Consider the following 13,944-nt stretch of genomic DNA (forward strand, 5'->3'; position numbering starts at 1 on the left):
GGGGGACGAGGGGGAGTTCATGACCGACTTCATGACGGAGGCCAGGCCGCACGATGACGCGGCGCGGCACCCCGTCGCGCCACCGGAGAGGCGGACACCCATCGGCAGCCAGACCGACAGCCGGCCGGGCCCGCTCGACGGACAGGAGGCGCCGGCGATCCTGGAGTCCGCCCGGGTGGCGGTGGACCCCGAACTGCGCGCGGCCGTCGACGCGTTGCCCGGCGCGATGCGGCGGGTCGCCCGCTACCACTTCGGCTGGGAGCAGGCCGACGGCACGCCCTCGACGGGCCCGGCCGGCAAGGCGATCCGGCCCGCGCTGGTGCTCGCCGCGGCCGCCGCGCTCGGCGGACCCGCGGCCCGTGCGGCGGCGGTCCGCGCCGCCGCGGCGGTCGAACTGGTCCACAACTTCACGCTGTTGCACGACGACGTGATGGACCGCGACACCACCCGCCGGCACCGCCCCACCGCCTGGACCGTGTTCGGCGACGCCGACGCGATCCTCGCCGGGGACGCCCTCCAGGCACGCGCGCTGATGCTGCTCGCCGAGGATCCGCACCCCGCCGCCCCGGAGGCGGCCGCCCGGCTCGCGGCCTGTGTGGTCGAGCTGTGCGAGGGCCAGCACACCGACACGGACATGGAGCGGCGCGGCCCCGACGAGGTCACCCTCGCCGAGGTGCTCACCATGGCCGAGGCCAAGACCGGCGCCCTCCTGGGCTGCGCCTGCGCCGTCGGCGCGCTGTACGCGGGAGCGGCGCGGGAGGACGTGGCGGCGCTGGACGCGTTCGGACGGGAGTCCGGGCTCGCCTTCCAGCTCATCGACGACGTCATCGGCATATGGGGCGACCCGCGGCACACCGGCAAGCCGGCCGGCGCCGACCTCGCCGCCCGCAAGAAGTCGCTGCCGGTCGTCGCCGCGCTGGCCTCCGGCACCCCGGCCGCCGCCGAACTGGCCGCGCTGTACGCGCTGCCGTACGACAAGGAGGACGAGGAGGGCATCGCGCGCACGGTTCTCGCGGTCGAACGGGCCGGGGGGCGGGACTGGGCGCAGGATCAGGCGGCCGACCGGATGTCCCACGCGATGGACGAGCTGGCCCGGGCGATCCCGGATCCCGAGGCGGCGGGCGGCCTGCTGGCGCTGGCCGAGTTCGTCACGCGGCGCAGCACCTGAGACACCGGGGCCCCCGGGCCCGTGCGGCTCCTGACTCCGCACGGGCCCCCGGGACCCCGGCCGGCGGGTCCCGCACATCCCCACGGTGTGCGGGCCCCGCCCCTTTTTCCCTCTCCAGGTCGGCCCTCACCCCTCCTCCGGCACCACCGCCGCCACGATCCGTTCCACCCATCCCTCCGGCACCGCCACCCCGGGCAGCACTCCGTCCAGCACCCCCGGCAGGGTGAGGTGCTCCAGGATGAGGCCGAGCATGGCCAGATACAGCACGACCACCGTGTCGTCGCCGCCGGGCAGCCCCGCCTCGCGGTGGAAGCCCATCCCCGCCACCAGTTCCCCGCGCACCGACTCGGTGAAGGACGCCCGCAGGACGGGCCGCCGGGTGGCCTCCAGGCGCATCTCCAGCAGCGCGAGGTAGCCGGTGCGGTCGCGCACGACCCGCGTCATCAGGTCCCGCATGAGCGCGGCGACCAGCGCCCGGTCCCGGGGCTTCGCCATCAGCGCGCCGAGGACGTCCGGGTCCGGCGCGAGCCGTGTGTGCAGCCGGGTTCCGATCTGGCGCAGCAGATCGTCGCGTGAGGCGACGTAGTTGGATGTGGTGCCGGTCGGCACACCGGCCTCGGTGTCCACCGCGCGGAAGGTCAGCCCGCGAGCGCCCTCCCGGGCGAGCACCGCTATGCCGGCGTCCAGCAGGGCCGCCCTGCGCTCCGGATTCCCGGCCATGCGGAATCCCCTCTCTCACTTACGACGGATACCCGTAACTCTCTTGCGACCACTACAACTGAAGTACTACAACTGTCGTGGTCCGCGGAACGCGGTCAGCCTACGGAAAGAGACCAGCTTGCGAAAGCTCACGTACTACGTCGCCTGCTCGCTCGACGGATACATCGGCGACCCGGAGGGCGACGGCTCCGCGATGTTCGCCTTCCTGGACGCGGAGTTCCTGGACTATCTGAAGACCGAGTGGCCCGACACCCTGCCCACCTCGGCCCGCCGCTCCTTCGGCATCGACGACCGGCCGCTGCGGCGGTTCGACACGGTCATCCAGGGCCGCGGCAGCTACGACCTCGCCCTCAAGGAGGGCGTGACCAGCCCCTACGCCCATCTCCGCCAGTACGTCGCCTCCCGTAGCCTCGGCGAGTCACCCGACCCGGACGTCGAGATCGTCGCCGCCGACGTCGTCGGCAAGGTCCGTGAACTCAAGGCCGGGGAAGGAGAGTTGGACATCTACCTGTGCGGAGGCGCGCAGCTCGCGGGTGAACTGGTCGACGAGATCGACGAGCTCGTCATCAAGACGTATCCGCTGGTGTACGGCGCGGGGACGCCGATGTTCCGCACCGGCTTCGACATCGCCGAGTTCACCCTCGACGGCGTGCGCTCCTTCGGCAACGGCGCGCTGGTGCGGACGTACCGCAGGAAGCGCTGAGCGCTCCGCCGCCCTACCCTGGGCGTATGGACAGGGAAGAGCAGGTCTGTCCGGTCTGCGGGCAGCCCGTCGCGACGGTGGTCCACCGGCACAAGACCCTGGGCGCGTGGGTGCCGCGCTGGGTGCCCGGCCCGTGCCGCAACCCCAAGTGCGAGGCATACGTCCCGGAGGGCGCCGAGCGCGAACGGGAGCACGGGACCACCGGCGGCCCGGGGTAGCTTGGGCCCATGTCTGAGACCCAGCCGCCGTACATCGTCCACATCACCGAGCGTCCGCTCTGGGAGGCGGCGCGCGCCCGGGGCGCGTACGAGTGGTCCACCCGTGGCCGCACGCTCCAGGAGGAGGGCTTCATCCATCTCTCCACCCGCGCCCAACTCCCGCGCGTCGCCGCCTTCCTGTACGGCGAGGCGGGCACCCGTGACGACCTGGTGGTCCTGGTCGTCGATCCGGCCCGGCTCGACGCACCGCTGAAGTACGAGGCCGTCCAGCCCGGCGGCGAGGAGTTCCCGCACCTGTACGGGCCGCTTCCGGTGGCCGCCGTGGTCGCGGTGGAGGAGTGGGGGAGGTGACCGGTCGGCGCGCCTCCTTATGGCGGTGGGTCGTCCTCGCGTGGGCGGTCGTGGTCGCCGTCGCCGGGGGTCTCACCCTGTGGCTGCGGGACGCGGCCGAGCCGCCGGGACCGTACGGGTGGTACGAGGAGACCCCCTCGCCGACCGCGTCCTCGCCGCGCCGGGACGACGGTGCGAATCCGTGTCCGGACGGCCGGTCCGAGCGCGTGATCTGCGTCGTCATGACGGACCGGCCGACGGATCGCTAGCCGTTCCGCCGGCCGGCTCCCCGCGACGGCGGCTCCGGCAGAGAGGCTCTAGCGCGGAGCCAGTCCGCCGGTCTGCGCGTCGCGGCCCGTGAGGCAGTAGAGGCCGCCGGTCGGATCGCGCATCACGTTCCAGTGGGCGCCCTCGGCGACGAGGGTCGCGCCGAGCCGTTCATGACGGGCGCGCACCGCCGGGATGTCCGGACCGCAGGCCAGGTCGAGGTGGGCGGACAGGGGCCGTTCCGCACCCAGCCGTTGGAGGAGGACGCGCACCGGCAGCCCGGTCGGCGGCGCCACCACGTGGAACTCCGGCAGCGATCCCGCCCGGGAGGTCCAGTCGGGCAGCAGCCCGCTCCAGAAGGCGACTTCGGCGCCGTAGCGCGAGGGCGGGATGTCCAGGCAGACCTGGTCGAGGCGGCTGCCCGCGACGACCGGCGGCCGGACCGACTCCCCGTGCCAGGGCACCGCACAGAACAACTGTCCGCCGGGGGAGCGCAGTACGGCCCAGCCGTCGTGTTCGGCGGCGGTCGTCGCGCCGAGTCCGAGCGCCCGCCCGACGAATCCCCGTACGTCCTCCACGGCGAAGTCCAGATGCGCGCCGCCCTCGGGGTCGTCGACGCCCTGGAGCTTCACGCAGGCGTCGCCGGCTTCCGGCAGCAGGGTCGTGAACTCGCCCTTCTCGCCGCGTGGTTCGGACATCCGGGTGCCGGTGACGGCGGTCCAGAACGCGCCGGCCTCCTGGAAGCGCGCGGCCGGGCGGTCGATGAAGGCGTAGGTCCAGCGAATGCTCATGCGCTCAACCTTGGCACGGTCCTCAGTCGGTGACGCGGGAACGCCCCGCGGTCCGGGACCGCCAGGCCGCGGTCATGGAGGACCAGGACCTGTTGTGCTTGAAGGGGAGTTCGAAGATCCGGGAGAACAGCCACGCCCCGAGCACCGATGTCGGCAGGGCCAGGGCGAGGGTGAGGCAGAAGGTGGGCAGGCCGGGGGAGACGATCTGTGGGGCCACCCGGCGGATGACGGTCAGGACGATCGGCAGGTGGATCAGGTAGAGGCTGTAGGAGAAGTTGCCGAGGCTCTGGATGGGGCGTGTGGTCAGGAGCCGTATCAGGGCGGCGGGTCGGCCGGTGGCGACGGCGGTGAGGAGCAGCGTCATGGCGGGGGCGACGGCGAGGTCGATCCAGAAGTAGTGGCGCACCGTCCAGACGGAGCCCTGGACGACGCCGAGGACCAGCACGGGCAGGGCGGCCAGCGCGGCGAACCATGCCCAGGGGAGGCGTTGGATCCTGGCGGGTGCCGCGACCACTCCCGCGCCCACCAGGCCCGCGACGAACACGGGGGCGAGGTGCGGGGTGAGCCAGTTGTCGCCCTCGACGGGGTTCGCGCCGGGCGCCATCAGCCCACCGGCGATCACCGGGAGGGTCACGCAGGCGACCACGGCCGCCGCGTTCAGCTTGCGGCGGGCCAGCAGGAGCAGGGGGAAGAGGACGTAGAGCTCGGCCTCCACTCCGATCGACCAGAACGCCCCGTTGGGGGTGGGGGCGGTGATCATGTCCTGGGCGACGAGGCCGTACACGAGGATCGACTCGCCGGTGGGCGGGCCGAAGTGGGAGGCCGGGACCACGAGCGCGGAGACGACCAGGCTCATGGCCAGCGCCGCCCAGTACGGCGGCAGGATGCGCCAGGCCCGTCGGCGCAGGAAGCGGGCGACGCCGCCCGATCGCCAGCCGTGGCGCGCGGGGGAGATCGCCAGGGAGAAGCCGGACAGCACCAGGAAGAAGACGACGGCGAGGCGCCCGAACATCAGCCCGTCCAGCCATCCCGGCGCCGAACTGTCGGGGTACCCCGGGAAGGTGTACAGCCAGCAGTGGAACAGGACCACGTACAGCGCCGCCAGGCCGCGCAGACCGTCCAGCCCCGGTACGGGACCGCGGACGGGTGCTCCGCCCGGCTGCTCGTCCTGCCCCGCCGGGGCGACCACGTCGAGTGTGCTGCTGACCGGACGGCCCGAATCCACTGAAATCGTTCAATCCCTTGTCCCAGGGCACCGAGTCTGCCGCACGGCACCGCCCGCAGCCACTGGTACGCGGCCGCCGGGCGAGCGGTTCAACGGACAAGCCGAAGGGGCCCGGCAACCGGGCTGCCGAGCCCCTTCTGAACGCCTGATGACCCGCGGTGGTGCACCAACCGCCGGTCAGTCGACGGGACCGTCAGGCCTTCTTGGTCTCCCAGAAGATCTTGTCGATCTCGGCGATCAGCTCAAGGGCCTTCTCGCCCGTCTTCGGGTCCGTGGAGGCCTTCGCCGCCGACAGGGCCTTCAGGGTGTCGTTGACCAGCGTGTGCAGCTGGGGGTACTTCTCGAAGTGCGGGGCCTTGAAGTAGTCGCTCCAGAGGACCGACACGTGGTGCTTGGCCAGCTCGGCGCGCTGCTCCTTGATGACCGTGGCACGCGCCTGGAAGTGCGGGTCGTCGTTGGCGGCCATCTTCTCCTGCACGGCCTTCACCGACTCCGCCTCGATGCGGGCCTGGGCCGGGTCGTACACGCCGCAGGGCAGGTCGCAGTGCGCGCTGACCTTGACCTTGGGGGCAAACAGGCGGGAAAGCATGGAGCGTTCCTTCCTCGTGATCGTCTTCTCAGGTGGGACATTACTCCCTGAGGGACGGGTTTTCGCGAGTGCCCCCTTGGGCTTAGGACAAAAGTCCGGGGTGAGACTGGGACTGGTGGAGGAACGGACAGGGGAGGTGCCGGCGATGCCGGAGCTGTCGCAGGAGACCGGGCACGGGCGGGCGGCCGCCCCCTTCGGGCTGGCCGAGGTGACCGGTCCGTCGATGGTGCCCACGCTGTACGAGGGGGATCAGCTGCTCGTACGGTACGGCGCCAGGGTCCGGGCGGGGGACGTCATCGTGCTCCGGCATCCCTTCCAGCAGGATCTGCTCGTCGTCAAGCGGGCCGTGGAGCGCCGGGACGGGGGCTGGTGGGTGCTCGGGGACAACGCCTTCGCCGGGGGTGACAGCACCGACTACGGGGCCGTGCCGGACGAGCTGATCCTGGGCCGGGTGCGGTTCCGCTACCGGCCGCCGAAGCCGGGTCAGCGCTCGCTGATGGCCGCGCTGCGCTGGGCGCTGTCGGCGGCCAGGCCGGTCTTCTCCGACCGGTCCGCCTCCAGGCGCTTGCGGGCGCGGTAGGCGGCCACGTTCGCCCGCGTGGCGCAGCGGTCGGAGCAGTAGCGCCGGGAGCGGTTGGTGGACGTGTCGAGGTAGGCGTTGTGGCAGGGGGCCGCCTGGCACAGGCCCAGGCGGTCCACGCCGTACTCGGTGAGGTGGAAGGCCAGGCCCATCGCCGCGATGGCCGCGTAGCCGGCCGTCGCGTTCGACGGGTGGTCGGCGAGGTGCATGTGCCACAGCGGGCGGCCGTCGTCGTCGCGGTGGTCGTGGCCGGAGATCTGCGGGCTGACCGGGAACTCCAGCAGGAGCGAGTTCAGCAGGTCGACGGCGAGGGTCTCGTCGCCGCTGTCCGCCGCCTCGAAGACCGCGCGCAGCCTCGCCCGGACCGAGCGGAAGCGGGTGACATCGGCGTCGGTGGCGCGGCGGGCGGCCGTGGCGTTGACGCCGAACAGATCGCGGACGGCCTCGACCGAGGTCAGCGCGTCCTTGCCTCGGGCCGGTTCCTCGCTGTTGACCAGGCGTACGGCGTAGTCCGAGTAATAGGCCAGTTCCACTTGTAGTCCTTACGGAGGGGCTCTATGGTCGTGAGTGCGGTCGAGTAACAGACGATCGTGCTTCCAGGGTATTACGTACGCGCGTCGTGGGAGGGGTAGCGATGACCGACACGGGGACTGTCGCCTCGCGGACCGACTGGCGGGCCTGGCAGGAGAGCTGGGACCGGCAGCAGGAGTGGTACATGCCCGACCGGGAGGACCGCTTCCGCGTCATGCTGGACATGGTCGAGGCGTTCACCGGTTCCGAGCCGCGCGTCCTCGACCTCGCCTGCGGCACCGGCAGCATCACCGCACGCCTCCTCGACCGCTTCCCCGGCGCCGTCAGCACCGGCGTCGACCTCGATCCGGCGCTGCTCACCATCGCCCGGGGCACCTTCGCCGGCGACGAGCGGGTCACCCTCGTCGAGGCCGACCTCATGGACCCGGACTGGCCCGCACGGCTGCCGTACGACTCGTATGACGCGGTCCTCACCGCGACGGCGCTTCACTGGCTGCGCACCGGCCCCCTCCAGGAGCTCTACGGTCGTCTCGCGGACCTCGTCCGACCCGGCGGCGTCTTCCTCAACGCCGACCACATGATCGACGACACCACGCCCCGGATCAACGCGGCCGAGGCCGTCCAACGCCGCGCCCGTAGGGATCAGGCCAAGCGCGACGGTGCCCTCGACTGGGCCGAATGGTGGGCCCTGGCCGCCAAGGACCCCGTGCTCGCCGGTCCGACCGCCCGCCGCTTCGAGATCTACGGCGACCACGCCGACGGCGAGACGCCCTCCGCCGCCTGGCACGCCCGGACCCTGCGCGAACAGGGCTTCGCCGAGGCCCGGCCGGTGTGGGCCTCCCCGTCGGACACCCTGCTCCTCGCGCTGAAGTGATCCCGCCACGCGACCCGCGCCGGCCGTGAGGGGCGGTGCGGGAAACGCGGAAGGGGTGGTACGGAATCCGTACCACCCCTTCCGCGCAAGCGGGTTACAGCACCTTCGACAGGAACGCCTGGGTGCGCTCGTGCTGAGGGTTCGTCAGGACCTCGCGCGGGTTGCCGGCCTCGACCACCACACCGCCGTCCATGAACACCAGGCTGTCGCCCACCTCGCGGGCGAAGCCCATCTCGTGGGTGACGACGACCATCGTCATACCCGACTCGGCGAGGTCGCGCATGACGTCGAGGACGTCACCGACCAGCTCCGGGTCCAGGGCCGAGGTCGGCTCGTCGAACAGCATCAGCTTCGGGTCCATGGCGAGCGCCCGGGCGATCGCGACACGCTGCTGCTGGCCGCCCGAGAGCTGCGAGGGGTAGTTGCCGGCCTTGTCGGACAGTCCGACGCGATCCAGCTGCTCCCGCGCGCGCTCCCTGGCCTGGGCCCTGCTCACGCCCTTGACCTGGACCGGCGCCTCCATGACGTTCTCCAGCGCCGTCATGTGCGGGAACAGGTTGAACCGCTGGAACACCATGCCGATGTCCCGGCGCTGGAGGGCGACCTCGCTGTCCTTGAGCTCGTAGAGCTTGTCGCCCTTCTGGCGGTAGCCGACCAGGTCGCCGTCGACGTACAGCCGGCCGGCGTTGATCTTCTCCAGGTGGTTGATGCACCGCAGGAAGGTCGACTTGCCGGAGCCGGAGGGGCCGATCAGGCAGAACACCTCACCGGTCTGCACCTCCAGGTCGATGCCCTTGAGGACCTCGATCGCGCCGTAGGACTTGTGGACGCCCTCGGCCTTCACCATGGCGGTCATGCCGCACCCCTTTCGCGGCTGAACGAACGCAGGTTCGCCTTGATCTTCTGCCACGGCGTGGGCGGCAGGCTACGCGTCGAACCGCGGGCGAAACGGCGCTCCAGGTAGTACTGGCCGACGCTGAACACGCTGGTCATGACCAGGTACCAGATGGAGGCCACGAACAGCAGCTCCATCACGGCGTAGGACGTGTTGCCGATCGTCGAGGTGGCGCGCAGGAGTTCGTTGTACGTCACCGCGTACACCAGCGACGAGGTCTTCAGCATGTTGATGAACTCGTTGCCGGTCGGCGGCACGATCACCCGCATCGCCTGCGGGATGACGATCCGGCGCAGCGTCTTGGAGTGGCTCATGCCGAGCGCGTGCGCGGCCTCGGTCTGGCCCTCGTCGACGGCCAGCAGACCGGCGCGGCAGATCTCCGCCATGTACGCGGCCTCGTTCAGACCCAGACCCAGCAGGGCGGCCATGAACGGCGTCATGACGTCGACCATCTCGTCCTTGTAGATCGGACCGAGATTCAGCACCGGGAAGATCAGCGCGAGGTTGAACCAGAGCAGCAGCTGGACGTACACCGGCGTGCCGCGGAAGAACCAGATGTAGACCCAGGCCACCCAGCTCGTCACCGGGTTCTTCGACAGCCGCATCACGGCCAGGACGACGCCCAGGACCACGCCCATGACCATGGCGAGGACGCTGATCAGCAGGGTGCGGCCGGCGCCCTGGAGGACCGTGGAGTCGAAGACGTAGTCGCCGACCGCGTGCCACTGGATCTTCTCGGCCGTGGCGAAGGCGTTGATCAGCAGGCCGACCAGCGCGAGAACGATGACCGCGCTGACGTAACGGCCCCAGTGGCGGACCGGGATGGCCTTGATCGCCTCGGGCGGCGTGACGCCGCTCTCCTTGGAGACCGTGGTCTCCACCGGAGCGGCCGACGGCTTGTCGTCGGCCGGCTCCTTGTCGAACTTGTCAGTCACTGTGACTGCCCTTCAGTGGTACTGGACGGTCACTTGCCGCCGTTGATCGCGGCCTTGTCGATGGCGCCGGACTGGGCGCCCCACTTGTCCAGGATCTTCTTGTAGGTGCCGTCCTGGATGATCGCGTTGACGGCGGCTTCGAGCGCGGAGGTGAGCTGCTTGTCCTCCTTGGCCACGGCGATGCCGAACGGACCGGCGTCGACCTGCTCGCCGATGACCTCGAAGGCGTTGCCGCCGTCGGCCTTGCGGGCCAGGTCGACCGCGACCGGGTAGTCGTTGACACCGGCGACGGCGCCGCCCGACTTCACGCGGGTCTGGGCCTCGGTGTCGTTCTCGAACGACTCGATGTCGATCGCCTTCTTGCCGGCGCCCGTACAGGCCTTGGACTGCTTCTGCAGGGCGGCCTCGTACGTCGTACCGCGCTGCACGGCGGCGGTCTGGCCGCACAGGTCCTCGATGGACTTGATGCCCTTCGGGTTGCCCTTCTGGACGTAGACGGCGGTGCCGGCCTTGAAGTAGTCGACGAAGTCGACACCCGGGCCGAGCTTCTTGCCCTTGTCGTCCAGACCCTCCTGACGCTGCTTGGTGTCCGTCATGGAGGAGATCGCGATGTCGTAGCGACCGGAGTTCAGGGCGGTGATCAGGCCGTCGAAGGAGCCAGAGGTGAACTTGAAGTCCACGCCGAGCTTCTCGCCGAGCGCGTTGGCGATGTCGATGTCGACACCGACGATCTTGCCGCCCTCCTGGTACTCCATGGGCGCGTACTCGGCGTTGGTGCCGGCCTGGATGACCTTCTTGCTCTGGATCTCCGCCGGAAGCTTGGAGAAGAGGGGGGCGGTGCTCGCCCCGTTGCCCGCGGACTCGCTGGAGGAGCCGCCGCCGTTGTCGTTGGTCTGGTCACCGCAGGCGGAGAGCAGCAGGGCGCCCGCGACCGCGAGAGAACCGACCGCTGCCAGGCGAGTGGCCGCGGCGGTCGTACGTCGGGTGGAGCGTGCGGTCATGGTGGGTTCCTCCGGCGGATGGATGGAGTTGCCGATGGGTCGACGAGAACACACACCTTCGGGTGTCGCGACCTCGTGTGATTACGGCATCTTGCCATTCGGACTGCGCCATTCAGGGGCGCAGCTATGTCAAAATCGGATAACGGGCGACCCCCGAACCCCATCACTCCGGTACATCACGACCGGACCTTCTACGGGAATCCCCTGCTCCGGCCGCAAGATCTTCGGTTCATCCCGCCACGCGGCCGATACAAGCGAAGTGCCTTGTTCCGCTTGAGTCCACGTCAAGGGCTTGTCCAGCACATGGGCGCAATTTCGTCCATGAGTCATGTCACCGAGACGGGACGGTCCTGACCCGGTAGAAGGGGGCCCATGCCCCGTTTCTGTGGGACGCCCACAGGGCGCGGGATGTGACCTTGCACGGAATGGACTCGTCGCGGGTGATGTCCGTCCGGTAAGAAAGAGCTTTACACCCCTCATCCGGGGCTCAGGGCGCGTGTGCGGCGCGCCCGTCGCGCACCTGCCCGTACGCATCGACAGGGCGGTACGCGGTCCCGCCCGCTCCTCAACCAGGAGCGGCCACCCTCAAAAGCATGCAGACCTAAGGGGTAAGACACAGTGGCAGCGGAGATCGTCAATCCTCGCAGCGAGAGCGCAGCGGACCAGGCCGGTCATACGGGCCCCGAGGGCGGTGCGGAGCCCCTCGACAGCTTCGACCCGGCCTTCGCGCTGCACCGCGGCGGGAAGATGGCCATTCAGGCCACCGTCCCGGTCCGTGACAAGGACGACCTGTCCCTGGCGTACACGCCCGGCGTCGCGCGGGTGTGCACCGCCATCGCCGAGCAGCCGGACCTGGTCAACGACTACACCTGGAAGTCCTCCGTCGTCGCCGTCGTCACGGACGGTACGGCGGTGCTCGGCCTCGGTGACATCGGGCCCGAGGCCTCCCTCCCCGTGATGGAGGGCAAGGCGATTCTGTTCAAGCAGTTCGGTGGCGTGGACGCCGTCCCGATCGCGCTGGACTGCACCGGCGTCGACGAGATCGTCGAGACCGTGGTCCGGCTCGCCCCCTCCTTCGGCGGTGTGAACCTGGAGGACATCTCGGCGCCGCGGTGCTTCGAGATCGAGCGCCGCCTCCAGGAGGCGCTGGACATCCCGGTCTTCCACGACGACCAGCACGGCACGGCGGTCGTGTCGCTGGCGGCGCTGCGGAACGCCGCGCGGCTCAGCGGGCGGGAGCTCGGGGAGCTGCGGGCCGTGATCTCGGGCGCCGGGGCGGCCGGGGTCGCCATCGCGAAGATCCTGGTCGGAGCCGGTATCGGGGATGTCGCGGTCACCGACCGCAAGGGCATCGTCTCCGCGGACCGCGAGGACCTCACCGACGTCAAGCGGGAGCTGGCCTCCTTCACCAACAAGGCCGGGCTCACCGGGTCCCTGGAGGACGCGCTGGCCGGCGCGGACGTCTTCATCGGCGTCTCCGGCGGCACGGTGCCCGAGGAGGCGGTGGCGTCCATGGCCAAGGGCGCGTTCGTGTTCGCCATGGCCAACCCCAACCCCGAGGTGCACCCCGACGTCGCGCACAAGTACGCGGCCGTGGTCGCCACCGGGCGGTCGGACTTCCCCAACCAGATCAACAACGTGCTGGCGTTCCCGGGGATCTTCGCGGGCGCGCTCCAGGTGCGGGCGTCCCGGATCACCGAGGGCATGAAGCTTGCCGCCGCGCAGGCTCTGGCCGAGGTGGTCGGGGACGATCTCGCCGCCGACTACGTGATTCCGTCGCCGTTCGACGAGAGGGTCGCTCCCGCGGTCACGGCGGCGGTGGCTGCCGCCGCTCGGGCCGAGGGCGTCGCTCGGCGTTAGGGATTTTTTTACCCACCCGCCCGTCCGTTCGGGTGACTGGAGGGTGGGCGTCTCCTGTGCGGGGGACTGTGCGTCGGTGGCCGCGGCGTTCGTCGTGGCCGGGCGCGCAGTTCCCCGCGCCCCTTTCGGGGCGCGTTCGCTCGCGTTCCCGTCCTTCGCGCCCTCGGCAAGAGGGCGTGTCTCACATGCGCGGCTGGTTCTCCGGGGGCGTCGCGCGGCCTATCGTCGGCTGCATGTTCGCTGCCTACGCCGCTCGTATCGACCGTGATCAGCCGCTCTCCGGACTGGAGTTGGGGGAGCGGCCCGCTCCCGTGCGCCGGGACGGCTGGAGTACCGTCGACGTCCGCGCCGCCTCGCTCAATCACCACGATCTCTGGTCGCTTCGCGGGGTCGGGCTCTCCGAGGAGCTGCTGCCCATGATCCTCGGCTGTGACGCCGCCGGGGTCGACGAGGACGGCAATGAAGTGGTCCTGCACCCCGTGATCGGGCAGAGCGGGCACGGCGTCGGGCCCCGGGAACCCCGGTCCATCCTCACCGAGCGCTACCAGGGGACCTTCGCCGAGCAGGTCTCCGTGCCCACCTGGAACGTGCTGCCCAAGCCGAAGGAGCTCTCCTTCGAGGAGGCCGCCTGTCTGCCCACCGCCTGGCTCACCGCTTACCGCATGCTCTTCACCAACGCCGGGGTGCGGCCCGGTGACTCGGTGCTCGTGCAGGGGGCCGGGGGAGGGGTCGCCACCGCCGCCATCGTCCTCGGCAAGGCCGCGGGGCTGCGGGTCTTCGCCACCAGCCGGGACGAGGCCAAGCGCAAGCGGGCGCTGGAGCTCGGTGCCGTGGAGGCCGTCGAGCCGGGGGCCCGGTTGCCCCAGCGCGTGGACGCCGTCATCGAGACCGTCGGCGCCGCCACCTGGTCCCACTCGGTCAAGTCGCTGCGGCCCGGCGGCACGCTGGTGATCTCCGGTGCCACGAGCGGTGACCGGCCCTCGCACGCCGAGCTGACCCGCATCTTCTTCCTGGAGCTCAAGGTCGTCGGGTCGACCATGGGGACCAAGGACGAGCTGGAGGACCTGCTCGCCTTCTGCGCCGCCACCGGTGTGCGGCCCGTCATCGACGAGGTGCTGCCGCTGGACCGGGCCCGGGAAGGGTTCGAGCGGCTGGAGTCCGGCGAGCAGTTCGGGAAGATCGTGCTCACCAACTCCTGAGCGGCGCCCGGGAGTCGACCGCCCCCGTTGACCCTCGCCGTCGCGTGCGGGGCGATCG

At 70.8% G+C, this 13,944-nt stretch carries 17 protein-coding genes; 9 read left to right on the forward strand and 8 right to left on the reverse strand.

What is annotated here, in order from left to right:
* Positions 1-31: 31 nt before the first annotated feature.
* Positions 32-1,168, forward strand: coding sequence for a family 2 encapsulin nanocompartment cargo protein polyprenyl transferase (locus ACZ5NW_RS17370; RefSeq protein ID WP_468745093.1), 1,137 nt, complete (start codon positions 32-34; stop codon positions 1,166-1,168).
* 126 nt (positions 1,169-1,294) lie between these two features.
* On the opposite strand, the gene ACZ5NW_RS17375 is transcribed toward ACZ5NW_RS17370, so the two are convergent.
* The gene (locus ACZ5NW_RS17375; RefSeq protein ID WP_468744682.1) at positions 1,295-1,888 is read right to left on the reverse strand and encodes a TetR/AcrR family transcriptional regulator; all 594 of its coding nucleotides are present in this window, start codon (positions 1,886-1,888) and stop codon (positions 1,295-1,297) included.
* 118 nt (positions 1,889-2,006) lie between these two features.
* Here ACZ5NW_RS17375 and ACZ5NW_RS17380 point away from each other — a divergent pair, with 118 nt between their 5' ends.
* Genes ACZ5NW_RS17380 through ACZ5NW_RS17395 form a run of 4 tightly spaced genes read left to right on the forward strand, consistent with a single transcriptional unit; the run spans position 2,007 to position 3,408 of the window.
* Positions 2,007-2,591, forward strand: a complete 585-nt coding sequence (locus ACZ5NW_RS17380) for a dihydrofolate reductase family protein (protein ID WP_468744683.1) — start codon at positions 2,007-2,009, stop codon at positions 2,589-2,591.
* Between the two features lie 26 nt (positions 2,592-2,617).
* The gene (locus ACZ5NW_RS17385) at positions 2,618-2,809 is read left to right on the forward strand and encodes a hypothetical protein (RefSeq protein WP_468744684.1); all 192 of its coding nucleotides are present in this window, start codon (positions 2,618-2,620) and stop codon (positions 2,807-2,809) included.
* Between the two features lie 9 nt (positions 2,810-2,818).
* A complete protein-coding gene (locus ACZ5NW_RS17390) occupies positions 2,819-3,160 on the forward strand; it encodes a DUF952 domain-containing protein (protein ID WP_468744685.1) in 342 nt (113 codons plus the stop codon).
* Entirely contained in the window at positions 3,157-3,408 is a 252-nt protein-coding gene (locus tag ACZ5NW_RS17395) for a hypothetical protein (protein ID WP_468744686.1), read from the forward strand. Before ACZ5NW_RS17390 ends, ACZ5NW_RS17395 begins: the two co-directional genes overlap by 4 nt.
* A gap of 48 nt (positions 3,409-3,456) precedes the next feature.
* Here the strand turns inward: ACZ5NW_RS17395 and ACZ5NW_RS17400 are convergent, their stop codons facing one another.
* The 3 genes from ACZ5NW_RS17400 to sodN form a co-directional block, all read right to left on the reverse strand.
* Positions 3,457-4,197: a VOC family protein gene (locus ACZ5NW_RS17400; protein WP_468744687.1), complete on the reverse strand. Its 741-nt coding sequence runs from the start codon at positions 4,195-4,197 to the stop codon at positions 3,457-3,459.
* A gap of 22 nt (positions 4,198-4,219) precedes the next feature.
* Entirely contained in the window at positions 4,220-5,422 is a 1,203-nt protein-coding gene (locus ACZ5NW_RS17405; RefSeq protein WP_468744688.1) for an acyltransferase family protein, read from the reverse strand.
* 193 nt (positions 5,423-5,615) lie between these two features.
* Positions 5,616-6,011 (reverse strand): superoxide dismutase, Ni, encoded by a 396-nt coding sequence (gene sodN / locus ACZ5NW_RS17410; protein ID WP_468744689.1) that lies wholly within the window; start codon positions 6,009-6,011, stop codon positions 5,616-5,618.
* A gap of 145 nt (positions 6,012-6,156) precedes the next feature.
* Here sodN and sodX point away from each other — a divergent pair, with 145 nt between their 5' ends.
* The gene (gene sodX / locus ACZ5NW_RS17415) at positions 6,157-6,591 is read left to right on the forward strand and encodes a nickel-type superoxide dismutase maturation protease (protein ID WP_468744690.1); all 435 of its coding nucleotides are present in this window, start codon (positions 6,157-6,159) and stop codon (positions 6,589-6,591) included.
* Here the strand turns inward: sodX and ACZ5NW_RS17420 are convergent.
* Positions 6,495-7,124 (reverse strand): CGNR zinc finger domain-containing protein, encoded by a 630-nt coding sequence (locus ACZ5NW_RS17420; RefSeq protein ID WP_468744691.1) that lies wholly within the window; start codon positions 7,122-7,124, stop codon positions 6,495-6,497. The genes sodX and ACZ5NW_RS17420 overlap by 97 nt on opposite strands.
* 101 nt (positions 7,125-7,225) lie before the next feature.
* Here ACZ5NW_RS17420 and ACZ5NW_RS17425 point away from each other — a divergent pair, with 101 nt between their 5' ends.
* Complete coding sequence (locus tag ACZ5NW_RS17425; RefSeq protein WP_468744692.1) at positions 7,226-7,996, forward strand: class I SAM-dependent methyltransferase; 771 nt, start codon at positions 7,226-7,228, stop codon at positions 7,994-7,996.
* A 94-nt stretch (positions 7,997-8,090) separates the two neighbouring features.
* Here ACZ5NW_RS17425 and ACZ5NW_RS17430 read toward each other — a convergent pair whose 3' ends face one another.
* The 3 genes from ACZ5NW_RS17430 to ACZ5NW_RS17440 are packed head-to-tail and all read right to left on the reverse strand — an operon-like array spanning position 8,091 to position 10,827.
* Positions 8,091-8,852, reverse strand: a complete 762-nt coding sequence (locus tag ACZ5NW_RS17430) for an amino acid ABC transporter ATP-binding protein (protein ID WP_468744693.1) — start codon at positions 8,850-8,852, stop codon at positions 8,091-8,093.
* Positions 8,849-9,826, reverse strand: coding sequence for an amino acid ABC transporter permease (locus ACZ5NW_RS17435; RefSeq protein WP_468744694.1), 978 nt, complete (start codon positions 9,824-9,826; stop codon positions 8,849-8,851). The genes ACZ5NW_RS17430 and ACZ5NW_RS17435 overlap by 4 nt, the downstream gene beginning before the upstream one ends.
* Positions 9,827-9,855: 29 nt before the next feature.
* On the reverse strand, positions 9,856-10,827 hold the full coding sequence (locus tag ACZ5NW_RS17440) for an ABC transporter substrate-binding protein (protein ID WP_468744695.1): 972 nt from the start codon (positions 10,825-10,827) through the stop codon (positions 9,856-9,858).
* Positions 10,828-11,445: 618 nt separating this feature from the next.
* Between ACZ5NW_RS17440 and ACZ5NW_RS17445 the strand changes: the two genes are divergently transcribed.
* Complete coding sequence (locus ACZ5NW_RS17445) at positions 11,446-12,687, forward strand: NAD(P)-dependent malic enzyme (RefSeq protein WP_468744696.1); 1,242 nt, start codon at positions 11,446-11,448, stop codon at positions 12,685-12,687.
* A 233-nt stretch (positions 12,688-12,920) separates the two neighbouring features.
* The gene (locus ACZ5NW_RS17450) at positions 12,921-13,886 is read left to right on the forward strand and encodes a zinc-binding dehydrogenase (protein WP_468744697.1); all 966 of its coding nucleotides are present in this window, start codon (positions 12,921-12,923) and stop codon (positions 13,884-13,886) included.
* Positions 13,887-13,944: the final 58 nt, after the last annotated feature.

The organism is Streptomyces sp. NPDC032126, from assembly GCF_055580085.1.

What these genes read in the sequence shown, in the direction of transcription:
- ACZ5NW_RS17375 (WP_468744682.1), bottom strand. Translation starts at nt 1,888, where the DNA reads ATGGCCGGGAATCCGGAGCGCAGGGCGGCCCTGCTGGACGCCGGCATA.
- ACZ5NW_RS17385 (WP_468744684.1), top strand. Translation starts at nt 2,618, where the DNA reads ATGGACAGGGAAGAGCAGGTCTGTCCGGTCTGCGGGCAGCCCGTCGCG.
- ACZ5NW_RS17425 (WP_468744692.1), top strand. Translation starts at nt 7,226, where the DNA reads ATGACCGACACGGGGACTGTCGCCTCGCGGACCGACTGGCGGGCCTGG.
- ACZ5NW_RS17430 (WP_468744693.1), bottom strand. Translation starts at nt 8,852, where the DNA reads ATGACCGCCATGGTGAAGGCCGAGGGCGTCCACAAGTCCTACGGCGCG.
- ACZ5NW_RS17390 (WP_468744685.1), top strand. Translation starts at nt 2,819, where the DNA reads ATGTCTGAGACCCAGCCGCCGTACATCGTCCACATCACCGAGCGTCCG.
- ACZ5NW_RS17450 (WP_468744697.1), top strand. Translation starts at nt 12,921, where the DNA reads ATGTTCGCTGCCTACGCCGCTCGTATCGACCGTGATCAGCCGCTCTCC.
- sodN (WP_468744689.1), bottom strand. Translation starts at nt 6,011, where the DNA reads ATGCTTTCCCGCCTGTTTGCCCCCAAGGTCAAGGTCAGCGCGCACTGC.
- ACZ5NW_RS17370 (WP_468745093.1), top strand. Translation starts at nt 32, where the DNA reads ATGACGGAGGCCAGGCCGCACGATGACGCGGCGCGGCACCCCGTCGCG.
- ACZ5NW_RS17400 (WP_468744687.1), bottom strand. Translation starts at nt 4,197, where the DNA reads ATGAGCATTCGCTGGACCTACGCCTTCATCGACCGCCCGGCCGCGCGC.
- ACZ5NW_RS17440 (WP_468744695.1), bottom strand. Translation starts at nt 10,827, where the DNA reads ATGACCGCACGCTCCACCCGACGTACGACCGCCGCGGCCACTCGCCTG.
- sodX (WP_468744690.1), top strand. Translation starts at nt 6,157, where the DNA reads ATGCCGGAGCTGTCGCAGGAGACCGGGCACGGGCGGGCGGCCGCCCCC.